Origin of the sequence: Butyrivibrio sp. NC2002, assembly GCF_000702265.1 — a bacterium.
Lineage (GTDB): Bacteria > Bacillota > Clostridia > Lachnospirales > Lachnospiraceae > Butyrivibrio.
In genome coordinates this window covers 585,041-600,746 of the sequence record NZ_JNKZ01000004.1, presented here as the reverse complement: position 1 = coordinate 600,746, position 15,706 = coordinate 585,041, and the positions used below count along the sequence as shown (strand labels likewise).

Genomic DNA, 15,706 nt, shown 5'->3' with positions numbered 1-15,706 from the left:
AGGATAAATGGTGACCAGTCCGCTGTAATAATGCGGGTTTTACATGTGAAGTGGTACTAATTACATCTATAATAAATGGGAAAAGATATGGATATAAAAATGAATGTAAATCATCTCCCTGCGCTGACTTACAGATTTTTAAAGGCAAATGACAGCGAGATAGATTTAAAAGATTTATATATAGAAGATACTAAGACACCTGAGCCGGAAAATATTCCATCAAGTGTCACAGTTAAAAGCGATTTATCTGAAGATGACGTAAAAGAAATCTTTTTAAAGGTAAATGAAAAGATCGAGAGTAAAAAGGCAGATCTTCCCGGACCAAACGGAGATACAGCACCGTTAAATGATGGACAGATCGTAAGAACAGGAATGGGAGCTGCAGTCGATAACCTCATGAAAGAGATGAACGTTCCTGTCACTGTATATACAGTATCTGAAGGTTATAAGACCGAGGAACCCGTAGTTGTAAAATACAGCTTAAAAAACGGAAGCTGCGTTCTCGGAAGTCAGGTTATCCATGCTAAGAAGAATTCAGAGATCACTGTTATCATGGAGTATGATTCTGAGGAGAATGCAAAGGGATTTTTGGGAATCCAGACAAGGCTTCTTGCAGAAGAAGGAGCAAAGATAAACCTTATTAAGGTTCAGATGCTCAGCGAAGATGTTATGCACTTTGATGATGTGGGCGGAATCTGTGATGATAATGCAGACATCGAGACAATAAACATGCAGCTGGGAGCAAAGGACACCTGGGGCGGAGACAGGATCACTCTTCTTGGAGATAAGAGTATATACAACAATCACACAGGTTATCTCTGCAGACATAAGCAGACTTACGATATGAACTATGTTGCAGATCAGATTGGTAAAAAGACAGAGTCCAACATGATATTCAGGGGAGTTCTTCTTGATGAGGCCGTTAAGACCTTCAGAGGAACACTTGATTTCAAGGCAGGAAGTGCAGGCTCAGTTGGTGATGAGCAGGAGGATACTCTGCTTCTTAGCCCTGATGTAATAAACAGGACAATGCCCGTTATCCTCTGTCAGGAAGAAGATGTGGACGGAAGACACGGTGCCTCAATAGGACAGCTTGGAGATGATGTTCTTTTCTATATGGAGAGCAGAGGCATAGACGAAGAAGAGGCTAAAAGACTCATGATCCGCGCCCGTATGGAATCAATAGCAAGAATGATTCCCGATGAGGCAATGATTGTCAGAATTCAGCAGTATATAAGAAATATTTTATAATTTGAAATAACTAAGGAGACCGCTATGGCAAGACCGGAAGACTTTAGAGGGGATTTTCCCATTTTAAATAAGGGAGACTATATATATTTCGATAACGCAGCTACAAGCCAGAGACCTACAGCTGTTATTGAAGCTATAAAAGATTTTTACGAGAATTCAAACGCAAACCCGCTTAGAGGTCTTTACGATTTAAGCATGGATGCTACAGAGCGTTACGAAAATGCAAGAAGTACTGTTGCAGATTTTATCGGTGCTTCATCTTCAGAGGAAATAATATTTACAAGAAATACTACTGAATCCCTTAACCTTGTTGCATATAGCTATGGAATGGATAATGTAAATGAGGGTGACGAGATCGTAATCACGATAATGGAGCATCATAGCAATATTCTTCCCTGGCAGATGGTGGCAAGGGCTAAAAAGGCAAAGCTTGTATATCTTGAAATTGACGAAGAAGGCGTTATTTCAAAAGAGGAATATGAAAGCAAGATCACAGATAAAGCAAAAATTGTATCTGTAGGTCATGTATCAAATGTGTTTGGCGTAACCAATCCTGTAAAAGAGATAGCTGCCTATGCTCATTCAAAGGGCGCAACAGTTATAGTTGACGGTGCGCAGGCTGCTCCTCATATTCCGGTAAATGTAAGGGATATAGATGCGGATTTCTACGCATTTTCAGGTCATAAGCTTATGGCACCTATGGGAATAGGCGTTCTCTATGGCAAAAAAGAGATTCTTGAAAATATGAATCCCTTCCTTACAGGCGGAGAGATGATAGAATATGTCACAAGAGAAGATGCAACCTATGCTGAGCTTCCGCATAAGTTTGAGGCGGGCACTGTTAATGCCGCAGGAGCGGTAGGTCTTGAAGCTGCTATTAAGTATCTGAAGGGCGTTGGTTTTGATTTTATAAGAGAGCAGGAAGATAAGCTTACACGCCGGATGATGGAAGGCATGAAAAAGCTTCCTTATATCAAAATCTATGGATCAAATGATCCGGAAAAGCACAGCGGAATCGTGACATTTACTATGGATGGAGTTCATCCTCATGATATTTCATCTGTTCTTAATGACGACCATGTATGCATAAGGGCGGGCCATCACTGTGCACAGCCGCTTATGCAGTTTATAGGCGCAGGATCTACAGCAAGGGCCAGTGTGTACTTTTATAATACTGAAGAAGAAGTAGACAGATTCCTTAAGCACCTTGAAGGTGTTCGCAGTGTTATGGGATACTGATAAAAATATTTTGTAGTTTTTGAAAAGAGGCAATAAATGGATTTAAAAGGTTTATACAGAGAAATAGTAAATGAGCACAATCTTCGTCCTTCACACAAGGGACAGATGGAGAATCCCGATCTTGTTTTAAGAGGTGTAAATCCCAGCTGCGGAGATGATATTACTTTGCAGCTTAAGATAGAGAACGGAGTTATAGAAGATGCTTTGTTCAATGGCTCAGGATGTGCTATTTCACAGGCATCTGTAGACATGATGGCTGATCAGGTGATCGGCAGATCAAAGGAAGATGCCATAAAACTTGCCGGAACATTTATGGGAATGATAAAGGGTGATATCAAGGATGAGGCTCAGATAGAAGAGCTTGATGAAGCTGCTTCTCTTCAGGATATTGCACATATGCCTGCAAGAGTTAAGTGTGCCGTTCTTGGATGGAAAACCATGCAGGAGATGCTTGAGCACCCCGAAAAGGCAGAAAATATTTCAACTGAAAATGCCTAAAACCCTCATATAATCAGGACTCTTTGTAAAAAAATAAGAAAATTTGAAAATTTTTTAAAAAAGTGCTTGCATTATTAGAAAAACCGATGTAATATATTCCTTGTCGTCAGCGAGCGGCAAACAATCAAATAGCTAAGCGCTTCTAGCTCAGTTGGTAGAGCACCTGACTCTTAATCAGGGTGTCCAGGGTTCGAGCCCCTGGAGGCGCACGCCGAGTACTGTTTTGTGAGTATAGCTCATGGGGCGGTACTTTTTTTTCGCGCTAAAATTCTTTATGATGAGTTTTTAATATAATTTTTTGAGAGAGGTGAAGATGATGAATGTTAATCCAATGGCCTTAATGCAGCTTAAACAGAGATTTGATACATTTAATAGCGAACATCCCAGAGTAATTCCTTTTTTTAAAGCGGTGAGCGCAGCATCCATAGTACCCGGAACCGTCTTTGATATGAAGGTTACGACTCCTGATGGAAATGAGATGCATTGCAATATAAAGCTGACAGAAAATGACATAGAAACCTTCCATCAGATAATGGAGCTTGGAAGAAACAGCCAATAAGATGGTATATAAAGGCTTGAATATGGATATTGTAGCCGAAGGATGATAATTGCCTTCGGCTTTTCTTCATTAATAAAATAGGATGATATTAGTGATTAGCTTGACAAATTCCGCTTTAAAGCTTTACCATGTTAAGATACTATCGATATTTAAAAGTGGATGCCCATGCACAAAAATGGGATAGAGATTTACGAGGAGAAATAAAAAATGGCACAGGATGGTAAAAAATTAGTTTCAGAAATTACCTCAATGGATGAGGACTTCACACAGTGGTATACCGATGTAGTTATTAAGGCAGGACTCATCAGTTATTCCAACATCAAGGGATTTATGGTAATTAAGCCCGCCGGATATGCAATCTGGGAGCTTATTCAGAAACACCTTGATGAGCGCTTCAAGAAGACGGGAGTAACAAATGCGTACCTTCCAATGCTTATTCCGGAGTCACTTCTTCAGAAAGAAAAAGATCATGTAGAAGGATTTGCTCCCGAAGTAGCATGGGTTACACACGGCGGTCAGGAGCCACTTACAGAGAGATATTGCGTTCGACCTACTTCTGAAACACTTTTCTGTGATTACTATAAGGGAGAGATTCACTCATATAAGGATCTTCCTCAGGTACTTAACCAGTGGTGCAGCGTTGTTCGTTGGGAAAAGGAGACAAGACCTTTCCTTCGTTCAAGAGAATTCTTATGGCAGGAAGGCCATACTGCTCATGCTACTTTTGAGGAAGCTGAGGAGAGAACACAGCAGATGCTTAATGTCTATGCAGATTTCCTTGCAGAAGACATGGCTATTCCTGTTATTAAGGGACAGAAAACTGAAAAAGAAAAGTTTGCAGGTGCAGAAGCTACTTACACAGTTGAAGCTCTTATGCACGATGGAAGAGCTCTTCAGTCAGCTACAAGCCACAACTTTGGTGATGGCTTTGCTAAAGCATTTGATATTCAGTATGCCGGAAAAGATAACAAGCTTCACCACGTATATCAGACATCATGGGGTGCTACAACCAGACTTATCGGCGCTATGATCATGGTACACGGAGATAATTCAGGACTTGTGCTTCCTCCCAGAATTGCACCTGTTCAGGTTATGATAGTTCCTATCCAGCAGAAGAAGGACGGAGTTCTTGATGCTGCAAACAAGCTCCTTGAGTCTCTTTCAGAGTTCAGAGTTAAGCTTGATGATACAGACAGAAGTCCGGGATACAAGTTTGCTGATCAGGAGATGCGTGGTATTCCTGTTCGTATTGAGATCGGACCTAAGGATATCGAAGCCGGAAAGTGTGTACTTGTAAGAAGAGATACGTCAGAAAAGATAGAGTGTGCAATTTCTGATGTTGCTGCTAAGGTTTCAGAGCTTCTTCCTGCTATTCAGAATGATATGTTTGAGAGAGCAAAGAAGCACCTTGAAACTCATACTTTTGCTGCAACCAACAAAGAAGAGTTTGAAGAAGCCTTCAAGGAGACAAAGGGCTTTGTTAAGGCTATGTGGTGCGGCGAGAGAGCTTGCGAAGATAAGATCAAGGAAGATTATTCAGTTACCAGCAGATGTATTCCTTTTGAGCAGGAGAATCTGGCAGGTACATGCGTATGCTGCGGCAAACCTGCTAAGAAGATGGTTTACTGGGGCAGAGCATATTAATTATTGAAACGGAGATTACAGACCTTTAGAAAATGAGCAATACAGGCAAAGATATTACAATAAAAATACCTGATAAAGCTAATCAGATATTGAAAACGCTTCATGAAGCAGGATATGAAGCATATGTGGTTGGCGGATGCGTAAGAGACAGTATCCTTGGAAGAGAGCCGGGAGACTGGGATATCACAACAAGTGCAAGACCTGAAGAAGTTAAGGCACTTTTTACGCGCACCATAGATACCGGAATTGCTCATGGTACTGTAACTGTTATGATGGATAAGGAAGGCTTTGAAGTCACAACCTATCGCATAGACGGCGAATACGAGGATGGAAGACATCCCAAGGATGTGACTTTTACCGCCAGCCTTATTGAAGATTTAAAGAGAAGAGACTTTACCATAAATGCCATGGCCTACAGCTATGAAGAAGGCCTGGTAGATGAGTTTGACGGCCTTTTGGATATAGAGAAAAAGGTCATAAGATGTGTTGGCGATCCAAAGGAGCGCTTTACAGAGGATGCTCTCAGGATGATGAGAGCTGTGAGATTTGCGGCACAACTTGGATATGGCATAGAAGAAAATACTTCTCTTGCTATTAAAGAACTGGCTGATACTCTTAATAGAATAAGCGCAGAGAGAATACAGGTTGAGCTGATAAAACTCATTACTTCGGATAATCCGGGGGAAGTAAGGAGGCTCTATGAACTTGGGATAACCGGGGTAATAATGCCTGAATTTGATGTTTGCATGGAGACAGCGCAGAATAATCCTCATCATGTTTATACTGTTGGGGAGCATATTATCAGATCTGTTGAATATGTAAAAAGTGATAAGGCGCTCAGACTTACCATGCTTTTTCATGATATCGAGAAGCCATCTTGCAGGGTAACAGATGATGAAGGTGTGGACCATTTCCATGGGCATGCCGAAAAAGGTGCTGTTACTGCAGTAAATATATTAAAGAGATTAAAGTTTGACAGGAATACAATGGATGTTGTAGAGAAGCTTATAAGATATCATGATTACAGATTTCCTGCCGAAAAAAAGAGTGTAAGAAAAGCAATAAGCAAGGTTGGCGAGGAGCTATTTTTGCCACTTCTTTTTGTAAAAGAAGCAGATACACTTGCGCAGAGCGAATATAAAAGAAAAGAGAAGCTTGCCTGGATAGAAAAAGTCAGGGAGCTTTATGACGAGATAAAAAAGAATAATGAGTGCTTATCGCTAAAAGATCTGGCGGTTAACGGAAGTGACCTTATGAAAGAAGGAATCCCGGCGGGGAAAGAGCTTGGGGATGTACTAAAGGAAATGCTTAGTGATGTTTTGGAATATCCTGAGCACAATACTAAAGCCTATCTTCTTGACACAGATCACCTTGCAACTTACAGGAAATCGTTAGATAATTAATTTGTAAAAAAGCGGTATTTTACGTCATTTTGGTATGGTGACGGAGGGGAAACTGATGAAAAAAACAATGCGATTATTACTTACAATGATAATGACAACATCTGTTTTTTTAGGGCAGTCATTAAGCGTATATGCAGCGTCTGAGTCGGACTTGTTCGATTCTAAAACAAGGGTAACACTCCTTGGAAAATATGACTCTGCAGATACAGCTTCTATAAAGCAGATAAATACATATTCAAAGACGATTCAGTTTAGAAATCACGACACTGGAAAAAATTATACATTAAGCTATGACAACACAACTCATATTTATGACATATATGGGAGACCTATTTCTGCAACTCTTTTGACAATCGGACAGGTTGTGGATATAACCTTTTTAAAGGGCACCAAGCACTTAAATTCTTGTGTTGTGTCCGGTGAAGCATGGGTTAAGGAAAATGTAAAAGATTTTAATCTTATAAGCGATGATCAGACTGCAAAAATAAATGGAGAAACTCTTCATCTTACGAGAAAAACCATTCTGATAGCTGATGATCAGGCTGTAAATCCTGAAGATATCCTTCCCACCGATACCATAAGGGTTAGCGGAATAGACAAGGAAATCTACAGTATAGTCGTAACGAGAGGACACGGATATGTGAGCCTTTCATCAGACGTTGTGGATGACAGAAGTCTGGTTGGAGCATGGATAGAACTCGATAAGGAAGTTATAAGGAAAATTACTCCAAATATGCTTATAAGTGCACCTGAAGGAAGCTATAATGTCTCAATCTCAGGAAACGGGGCTAAGCTTAATTCAGAAATTGTTGTTGCAAGAAATGAAGAGACCGTTATAGATACAGGCGTTGTATCTATTCAGAAGGAAAAGGAAGGTAATGTTACATTTTATGTCACACCTTCAGAAGCAAGAGTTTTTGTGGACGGCGAAGAGATAATAACAGAAGTGCCACACAGCTTTACTTATGGGAAGCATAGCCTTCATGTTATGGCTGATGGTTACACCGCTGTGGATAAGTACCTGAAGGTTGGCGAAAAAGATGCTTCGATTTTTGTAGACCTTGAACCAAATCAGGAAAAAGAAGAGGAAGATGATGCAGATACATCTGAATCTGCAAGCGAAGAAGAGAGTGCTGATTCATCAACCTCAATTTCAATACCCGAGGTACCGGAAACATCAACCTCGGCAAGCTCTGAGGCAACTACCAATAATACTAAAAAAGCGGCAAGTAGCGCATCATCCTCAACTTCAACAACTGCAGGAGTTGACAGCAGCGCAGCAGCAACGACAGTAGAAGTAGATACGTCGAGCTCATCTACATCTACGGGATCAGATTCCTCAGCAACATCAACAACATCGAGTTCATCTGATTCTTCATCTTCACAAGAGGACGAAAATGCTATAACAGGTTACAAGATATCTTTTGATGCTCCTATTGGTGCAGAGGCCTATTTTGACGGTAACTACGTAGGAATCATACCGATCAGCTTTGAAAAAAATGCCGGACAGCATATGGTCACACTTCAAAGAGATGGCTATGAGACCAGAAGTTATACTATTCAGGTAGATAAGGAAAAGACAAATGTAACTTATACCTTCCCTGACCTTAAGAAGGTTAAAGAAGAGAGCTCAGATAGCGGAAATACCGGAAGCGATGATCCTCAAAAGGATGATACAGGTGATTCCGGTGATAGTTCAGATACAGGTGATTCTTCCGGAAAAGAAGATACTGGAAGCGGATCTTCTAATACAGGTAATAGCGGAAGCGGCTCTTCTGATACCGGTAACACAGGAAATACGGGAAATACAGGAACCGGATCGTCAGACACAGGAAATACAGATGATAATGAAATCCCTGTACCTGAAAATCCGGGAACCGCTAGTTCTACAGATAGTTCCGGTCAGAATAAAGATGATATAGATACAGGAACAGGAAGTGATTCCGGAAGTTCCACATCAGCTGGCACGGGAAACAGCTCGGCAAATACACCTTCCGGCGCTTGGGGTAGTGAAAATGCCGGAACTAACGGCGATAGCACAAATATGCAGGATGATAAAACAACAGGAGACAATAGCGAGTCGACTTCTCCTAATGCTGCAAGCACAGTAATTAATAGCAGATATAGAAGAAGATAATTGGAGATAATTAATGAGATTAGACAAATACCTTAAAGTTACAAGACTTATAAAAAGAAGAACAGTTGCCAATGATGCCTGCGATGCCGGGAGAGTTATGATAAATGACAGAGTAGCCAAGGCATCAGCAGAAGTTAAGGCAGGCGACATCATCACGATCGGCTTTGGCAACAAGGATGTGAAGGTAGAAGTCCTTGATGTGAAAGAAACTATCCATAAAGAGGATGTATCTTCGCTTTATCGATATATTTAAATTGCCGGAAACTGAGGTAAATTGACACTTAAATCTGTGTGTATTAGAATATAAATAGGGAGAGAATCCGAAAAAACGAGAATCGGGTTCTGGATATGAGGGAAAATGGCAGTAAGAGCAAAATACAAGCAGACAAATACGCAAAATAAATATGGAATGATGCTTGCTACAGTAGCAGTTTTGTTACTGCTTGTTGTTGTGTCGATAAAGAGCGTTGGTCTTTTGCAGAAGCAAAAGAGCTATAACGACAGGATAACTGCTCTTCAGACTCAGATAGAGAGTGAAGAACAAAGAACAGCAGACATTGCTGAGTTTGAAACATATACGACAACCAGAAAATATATCGAAGAAGTAGCGAAGGAAAAATTGGGACTTGTTTATCCTGGAGAGATAATATTCAAGGATAGCGGTGCCGGTAAATAATGATTGACAGAGTAAGAAATTTCATAAATAAGGAAAAAATGATAAATGGTGGAGAGACAGTGCTTGCCGGAGTTTCCGGAGGCGCTGATTCTGTCTGCCTTTTTTATATATTAATGAGCTTATCCAAGGAGCTTTCTTTTAATTTGGAGGTAATACACATAAACCACATGATACGGAAGGAAGCGGAAGGAGAGGCTTTTTTTGTAGAAAAACTGTGCGAAAAATATAACATACCTTTTCACAGAAAGGATGTGGATATTCCCAGAATATTCAGGGAAAGCGGATTGTCCGAAGAGGAAGCGGGAAGGATTGAAAGATACAAGGCATTTGAGGAAATTGCTGATAAGATAGAGAAGGAAAAAGGAACGAAGGTCCTTATCGCAACTGCCCATAATACCAACGATCAGGCTGAAACCATGCTACACAATTTATTCCGAGGAACGAAGCTTAAGGGATTATCAGGCATAAAACCTGTAAGAAAACATGGAAATCATACGATCATAAGACCGATCCTGCCACTTTCGAGAGCTGAAATTGAGGAATACTTACATTCTATCGGACAGGACTTTTGCGTAGATCAGAGTAACAATACGGATGAATTCACAAGAAACAGGATAAGGCATAACATCCTTCCGGTTGCAGAAAAGGAAATAAACAAGGGCGCTGTAAGGCATGTTGCGGAGGCAGCAGCATTTTTGTCAGATATAGATGATTATATTGAAGATAAGGCGAGGCTGGTTCTTAATGCTTCATCTGTCACAAAAGACGGAGAGCTCGTAATTGACCTTGATAAGCTGCAGGATATTTCACCATTTGTAAAAGAAAGACTTATGATGCTTGCACTAAAGGAGATTTTACCGGGGATTAAGGATATTACTGCAGCGCATATAGATGCTCTTATTGAGATGGCAGAGAATAGTGCCGGAACAAAAAGCTATGACCTGCCTTACAAGATAACGGTGACAAGAGCTTACAATAAGATGAGCTTTTGTAAAAAAGATAAGACAGAAAATACCGGAGGCAAAAAAGAAAAAGGAAACTATAGCAAGGTAAGGATATCTAAAAATGAGCTTACAACAAAAGGCAAGGAAACCTTCGATTTGCCGGGGCTTGGAGAAGTCAGGCTGTGTCTTTTTCCTGCGGACAATACCAAAGAAATACCGACGGGAGAATATACGAAATGGCTTGATTATGATAAAATAAATAATACTATGTCGTTCAGGACCAGAGAAAAGGGAGACAGGATTTCAGTTTCCAATGGGACAAAGACATTGAAAAAGCTAATGATCGATGAGAAAATCCCTGCACATATGAGGGAAGAGCTGATCATTTTTGCGGATGATGAGGAAGTTATATGGATCCCCGGATTTCGTATGAATGACAAATACAAGATAGGTGAGAGTACAAGTCAGATTTTAGCAGTAGAAGTTACAAGTTTACAGTTAGTTAAAGGGAGATGAGTTTCTCCCGGAAGAGAGGCAGTAATGGCAGAATCAGTGAGAGTTCTTCTTTCAGAAGAGGAAGTAGACAAGAGAATTCAGCAGATCGGTGATCAGATCAGTAAGGATTATGCAGGAAAGACAGTACATCTTGTATGTGTTCTTAAGGGCGGCACATTCTTTATGTGTGAGCTTGCAAAGAGAATTACAGTTCCTGTAACAATGGACTTCATGTCAGCATCAAGCTATGGCTCATCTACCAAGTCAAGCGGTGTTGTTAAGATCGTTAAGGACCTTGATGAACCCCTTAAGGATAAGGATGTTCTCGTAGTTGAAGATATCGTGGATTCAGGCAGAACTCTCAGCTATCTGCTTAAAATGCTTGGAGACAGAGGCCCTGCAAGCATCAAGCTTTGCACACTTCTTGATAAGCCTGAGAGAAGAGTTATGGACGTGCATGTAGATTACACAGGATTTGAGATTCCTGATGAGTTTGTTGTAGGCTACGGTCTTGACTACGATCAGAGATATAGAAATCTTCCTTACATCGGAGTGGTTGAATTCGATTAATTCAAATATTAAGATCAAGAGGACAAAATAGTGGGTAAAAACAAAGGCTTTAATTTTTATTTCGGTCTTATAATAATACTTCTTCTGGCACTTGCTTTTCTTGAGTACGGAAAGGTAAGAAACGGAGGATCAGGTGCTGCATATACGAGAGGACAGCTGATAGATGACCTTGAAGATAACAAGGTTTATTCGGCTGAGATCATTCCAAATGAAGAAACACCTACGGGTGCTGTTGAGATAACTCTTACAGACGGCTCTAATAAGCTCTTATATGTAACGGATGTAGCGGCTATTGAAGAGATTCTTGTAGAGCATCAGGTCGATCCTGTAGTGAGAGATGTTCCGGGGCAGAACCTTCTTCTTAGTTTGATCATCCCGATACTTGTAGGACTTTTGGTGCTGGTATTCTTATTTGTTATGATGAACAATGCCCAGGGTCAGTCTTCCGGAAACAACAGGATGATGAGCTTTGGAAAAAGCAGAGCCCGCTTATTCACAGGCGTCGATAATAAGATAAAGCTGGATGATGTTGCCGGACTTGTTGAGGAAAAGGAACAGCTTGTTGAGATCATAGAGTTTTTGAAGGACGCTTCCAAGTTTACCAGAGTAGGAGCAAGAATACCCAAGGGTGTACTGCTGGAGGGTGCTCCCGGAACAGGTAAGACACTCCTTGCAAGAGCTGTAGCAGGTGAAGCAGGGGTTCCGTTCTTTAGTATCTCCGGTTCGGATTTCGTTGAAATGTTTGTCGGTGTAGGTGCATCAAGAGTAAGAGATCTTTTCCTTGATGCCAAGAAAAACTCACCTTGTATCATATTTATCGATGAGATAGATGCAGTTGCAAGACGACGCGGAACCGGTATGGGCGGCGGACACGATGAAAGAGAGCAGACTCTTAACCAGCTCCTTGTTGAGATGGACGGATTTGGAGTAAATGAAGGAATCATCGTAATGGCTGCAACAAACCGTGTGGACATTCTTGATCCCGCTATATTAAGACCCGGACGTTTTGACAGAAAGATAACTGTAGCAAGACCCGACGTAAGAGGAAGAGAAGAGATCCTTAAGGTTCATGCCAAGAACAAACCTCTTGCCGAGGATGTTGAATTATCAAGCATTGCTCAGACTACAGCAGGTTTTACAGGTGCTGACCTTGAGAACCTTCTTAATGAGGCTGCGATAAATGCAGCTATGGATAACCGCAATTATATTCAGCAGAAGGATATTCAGAAAGCTTTTGTTCAGGTTGGTATTGGAACAGAAAAACGCAGTCATATCATTTCAGACAAGGAAAAGAAGATCACTGCTTATCACGAAGCAGGGCATGCTATTTTGTATCATGTGCTTCCTGATGTTGGACCTGTATACACGGTATCGGTAATTCCCACAGGCGTTGGTGCTGCAGGATATACAATGCCTCTTCCCGAGAAGGACGAAATGTTCCTTACAAAGGGCAAGATGCTGCAGGAGATAATGGTTGCACTTGGAGGAAGAATAGCCGAAGAGATCATATTTGGCGATATCACAACAGGTGCTTCAAGCGATATCCAGAAAGCAACCAGTATCGCAAGGAAGATGGTTACTGTATACGGAATGTCAAAGACAATAGGTATCATCAATTACAACGAACAGGAAGAGGATGTATTTATTGGATATGATATTCAGCACAACAAGAGAAATTCCGAGCTTATGGCGGGTGAGATCGATAAGCAGGTCAAGGTGATCATCGATCTTTGCTACAGCAAGGCGAAGGAAATAATTAAGAGCCATGAAGATGTATTGCACAAATGTGCCAATCTCTTAATAGAAAAAGAAAAAATTGGCCGCAAAGAATTTGAGGATCTGTTCGAACTTCGCTCTGTAGAAGGCACTGGACTGTCATCAAGTTCTGCGATTGATACAAATAAAGCTGATTCTTTTGTGGAGGATGTAGTTGCACTTGCGGATAAGATTTGACTTGTGCAATACTTACAAAAAGCTGTAGGGGTTTTTGGTTATTTTGTGAAATGTGAGCATTTACGATAATATAATCGAGTGATAATATAATCACGTAACCCCCAATACATTTAAAGTTTTTTGCTATACCCATAAGAAAGAAATACCTTCTCTAAAAAAGACAGCATCCCTAAGCTGTCTTTTTTGCATATAAGGGGAAATTAGTTAGCAGGAGCTGTTCTATGATAGCAAGGAACAAACTGTTCCATGATATGACATTGGACTATTTACAACCTACCGAACCTAAGGCAGGAAGCAAGGCTTACCTGTATTTCAGGTGTTCCAAGGATGATGCGGTAGATGTTAGTCTGATTTGGGAAACAAGAAAAGAAACAATAAATTATAAAATGGATCTTCATCAGATAGAGGATGACAATGCCTATTACATGGCAAAGGTTGAAATCCCAGAAGATGAGAAAATGATCCACTACTATTTTGTTATTAAATCACCTGACATGGTTCTGTACTATGATCAGGGAGGGGCTACTTCAGTAATGCCGGACAGATTGAAATTTCGACTGATCCCGGATTTTTCCACACCTGATTGGGCCAAGGGCGCTGTGATGTATCAGATTTTTGTAGACAGATTCAGAAACGGTGACCCTGACAATGATGTTTTAACAGATGAATATGAATACGTTGGTGGCAGATCAGTAAGAGTTACGAACTGGCGAAAGGATCCTGATCCTATAGGAGATATACGGGAATTCTATGGCGGAGATCTGCAGGGAGTTATAGATAAGCTGGATTATTTAAAGGATCTTGGAATAGATGTTATATATTTCAATCCTCTATTTGTATCACCATCAAGTCATAAATACGACACTCAGGACTATGACCATATAGATCCTCATTTTGGTAAGATCGTATCTGATGAGGGAAAACTCCTTGAGGATGGAGAGCATAATAAGGATGCCACCAGATATATAGACAGGGTGACGAATATTAAGAACCTTGAAGCATCTGATGAGCTTTTTATAAAGACAGTTGAAGAAGCTCATAAAAGAGGAATAAAAGTTATCCTTGACGGAGTGTTTAACCACTGTGGATCGTTTAATAAGTGGCTTGACAAAGAGAGAATATATGAGGGCTCAAAGAATTATGAAAAGGGAGCTTATGTTTCAAAGGACAGTCCATATCATGATTTTTTTGGATTCCATAAGGATAAATGGCCATATAACGAAAACTACGATGGATGGTGGGGATACGATACACTGCCTAAATTAAACTATGAAGGCAGTAAAGCTCTCGAGGATTACATCCTGAAAATCGCAGAAAAATGGGTGTCAGAGCCTTATAATGCGGACGGATGGAGACTGGATGTGGCAGCAGACCTTGGACATTCTTCCGAATATAATCATGAATTCTGGAAAAAATTCAGAAAAGCTGTAAAGAGAGTAAAGCCGGATGCACTTATTCTTGCTGAGCACTATGGAATTGCAGAGAACTGGCTGCGAGGAGATGAGTGGGACAGTGTAATGAACTACGATGCCTTTATGGAGCCGGTTTCCTATCTTCTTACAGGAATGGAAAAGCACAGTGATGATTATCGGGAAGATCTGGTTGGTAATGTAGAAGCATTCTGGATAAGAATGACCGAAGCAATGTCGGAGAATTTTGTATGCTCATCGCTTCAGGTTGCTATGAACGAGCTGTCAAACCATGACCATTCAAGATTTCTTACAAGAACTAACAAAATGGTGGGAAGATGTAGCAACTTAGGCTTTGCAGCAGCTGAAGCAGGCGTGAACAAGGCAGTTATGAGGCAGGCCGTAGTACTGCAAATGACATGGCCGGGAGCTCCCACGATCTATTATGGTGATGAAGCGGGAGTATGCGGTTTTACCGACCCCGATAACAGAAGAACATATCCATGGGGACTTGAAGATATTGACATGATCGATTTTCACAGGGAAATGATCCATATCCACAAGTCAAATATGGAATTAAGGACAGGCTCACTAAGAAAGCTTGATGCCGGAGATAATATTCTTGCATACGGCAGATTTAACAGAATTTGCGCCACAATAGTGGTTATAAATTGCGGAGAGTATGAGACAATTAAGGAGATAGACGTTACTCCTTTGGGAATACCGATGGAAGCAAGACTTATAAGAGTTATGGAGAGCAGCAGGCAGGGATTTAAGACGGATAAACTGTGCTATAACATAAAAAACGGAAAGCTTGTAAGGACATACGGTGCCCAGTCCGCAGTGGTTCTGCAGTACAGCAGAATAACAGCAGTAAATGAGGAGGCCTTCTGGTCTACAAACTTCTTTAAAATGTAAAGATATTGAG

The 15,706-nt window shown here is 40.8% G+C and carries 13 protein-coding genes and 1 tRNA gene; all 14 read left to right on the top strand.

Translation table 11 applies throughout. From position 1 onward, the window contains the following. Positions 1-87: 87 nt before the first annotated feature. The 14 genes from T543_RS02765 to T543_RS02700 all read left to right on the top strand — a co-directional run bounded on the left by T543_RS02765 (position 88) and on the right by T543_RS02700 (position 15,696). Positions 88-1,251 (top strand): SufB/SufD family protein, encoded by a 1,164-nt coding sequence (locus tag T543_RS02765; RefSeq protein WP_197023914.1) that lies wholly within the window; start codon positions 88-90, stop codon positions 1,249-1,251. Positions 1,252-1,275: 24 nt separating this feature from the next. Beyond that, a complete protein-coding gene (locus tag T543_RS02760) occupies positions 1,276-2,490 on the top strand; it encodes an aminotransferase class V-fold PLP-dependent enzyme (protein WP_035765445.1) in 1,215 nt (404 codons plus the stop codon). Positions 2,491-2,526: 36 nt separating this feature from the next. Next, on the top strand, positions 2,527-2,988 hold the full coding sequence (sufU, locus tag T543_RS02755) for a Fe-S cluster assembly sulfur transfer protein SufU (RefSeq protein WP_035765444.1): 462 nt from the start codon (positions 2,527-2,529) through the stop codon (positions 2,986-2,988). 136 nt (positions 2,989-3,124) lie between these two features. Further along, positions 3,125-3,197, top strand: a tRNA-Lys gene (locus tag T543_RS02750). 104 nt (positions 3,198-3,301) lie between these two features. Then, positions 3,302-3,547: a hypothetical protein gene (locus T543_RS02745; protein WP_051638481.1), complete on the top strand. Its 246-nt coding sequence runs from the start codon at positions 3,302-3,304 to the stop codon at positions 3,545-3,547. Positions 3,548-3,754: 207 nt separating this feature from the next. Continuing rightward, positions 3,755-5,191 (top strand): proline--tRNA ligase, encoded by a 1,437-nt coding sequence (gene proS / locus T543_RS02740; protein WP_035765442.1) that lies wholly within the window; start codon positions 3,755-3,757, stop codon positions 5,189-5,191. 53 nt (positions 5,192-5,244) lie between these two features. Continuing rightward, complete coding sequence (locus tag T543_RS02735) at positions 5,245-6,594, top strand: CCA tRNA nucleotidyltransferase (RefSeq protein ID WP_035765890.1); 1,350 nt, start codon at positions 5,245-5,247, stop codon at positions 6,592-6,594. A 55-nt stretch (positions 6,595-6,649) separates the two neighbouring features. After that, on the top strand, positions 6,650-8,731 hold the full coding sequence (locus T543_RS02730) for a PEGA domain-containing protein (protein WP_035765440.1): 2,082 nt from the start codon (positions 6,650-6,652) through the stop codon (positions 8,729-8,731). A 13-nt stretch (positions 8,732-8,744) separates the two neighbouring features. Next, positions 8,745-8,984: an RNA-binding S4 domain-containing protein gene (locus tag T543_RS02725; protein WP_035765437.1), complete on the top strand. Its 240-nt coding sequence runs from the start codon at positions 8,745-8,747 to the stop codon at positions 8,982-8,984. Between the two features lie 105 nt (positions 8,985-9,089). Continuing rightward, positions 9,090-9,407 carry an FtsB family cell division protein gene (locus T543_RS02720; protein WP_035765434.1) on the top strand — a complete coding sequence of 106 codons (318 nt, stop codon included), beginning with the start codon at positions 9,090-9,092 and terminating at the stop codon, positions 9,405-9,407. Next, positions 9,407-10,867: a tRNA lysidine(34) synthetase TilS gene (tilS, locus tag T543_RS02715; protein WP_035765431.1), complete on the top strand. Its 1,461-nt coding sequence runs from the start codon at positions 9,407-9,409 to the stop codon at positions 10,865-10,867. The genes T543_RS02720 and tilS overlap by 1 nt, the downstream gene beginning before the upstream one ends. 24 nt (positions 10,868-10,891) lie before the next feature. After that, on the top strand, positions 10,892-11,416 hold the full coding sequence (hpt, locus tag T543_RS02710; RefSeq protein WP_035765428.1) for a hypoxanthine phosphoribosyltransferase: 525 nt from the start codon (positions 10,892-10,894) through the stop codon (positions 11,414-11,416). Positions 11,417-11,446: 30 nt separating this feature from the next. Further along, entirely contained in the window at positions 11,447-13,369 is a 1,923-nt protein-coding gene (gene ftsH, locus T543_RS02705; protein ID WP_051638480.1) for an ATP-dependent zinc metalloprotease FtsH, read from the top strand. Between the two features lie 221 nt (positions 13,370-13,590). Beyond that, the gene (locus T543_RS02700) at positions 13,591-15,696 is read left to right on the top strand and encodes a glycoside hydrolase family 13 protein (RefSeq protein WP_035765426.1); all 2,106 of its coding nucleotides are present in this window, start codon (positions 13,591-13,593) and stop codon (positions 15,694-15,696) included. The last annotated feature ends 10 nt before the right edge of the window (positions 15,697-15,706 follow it).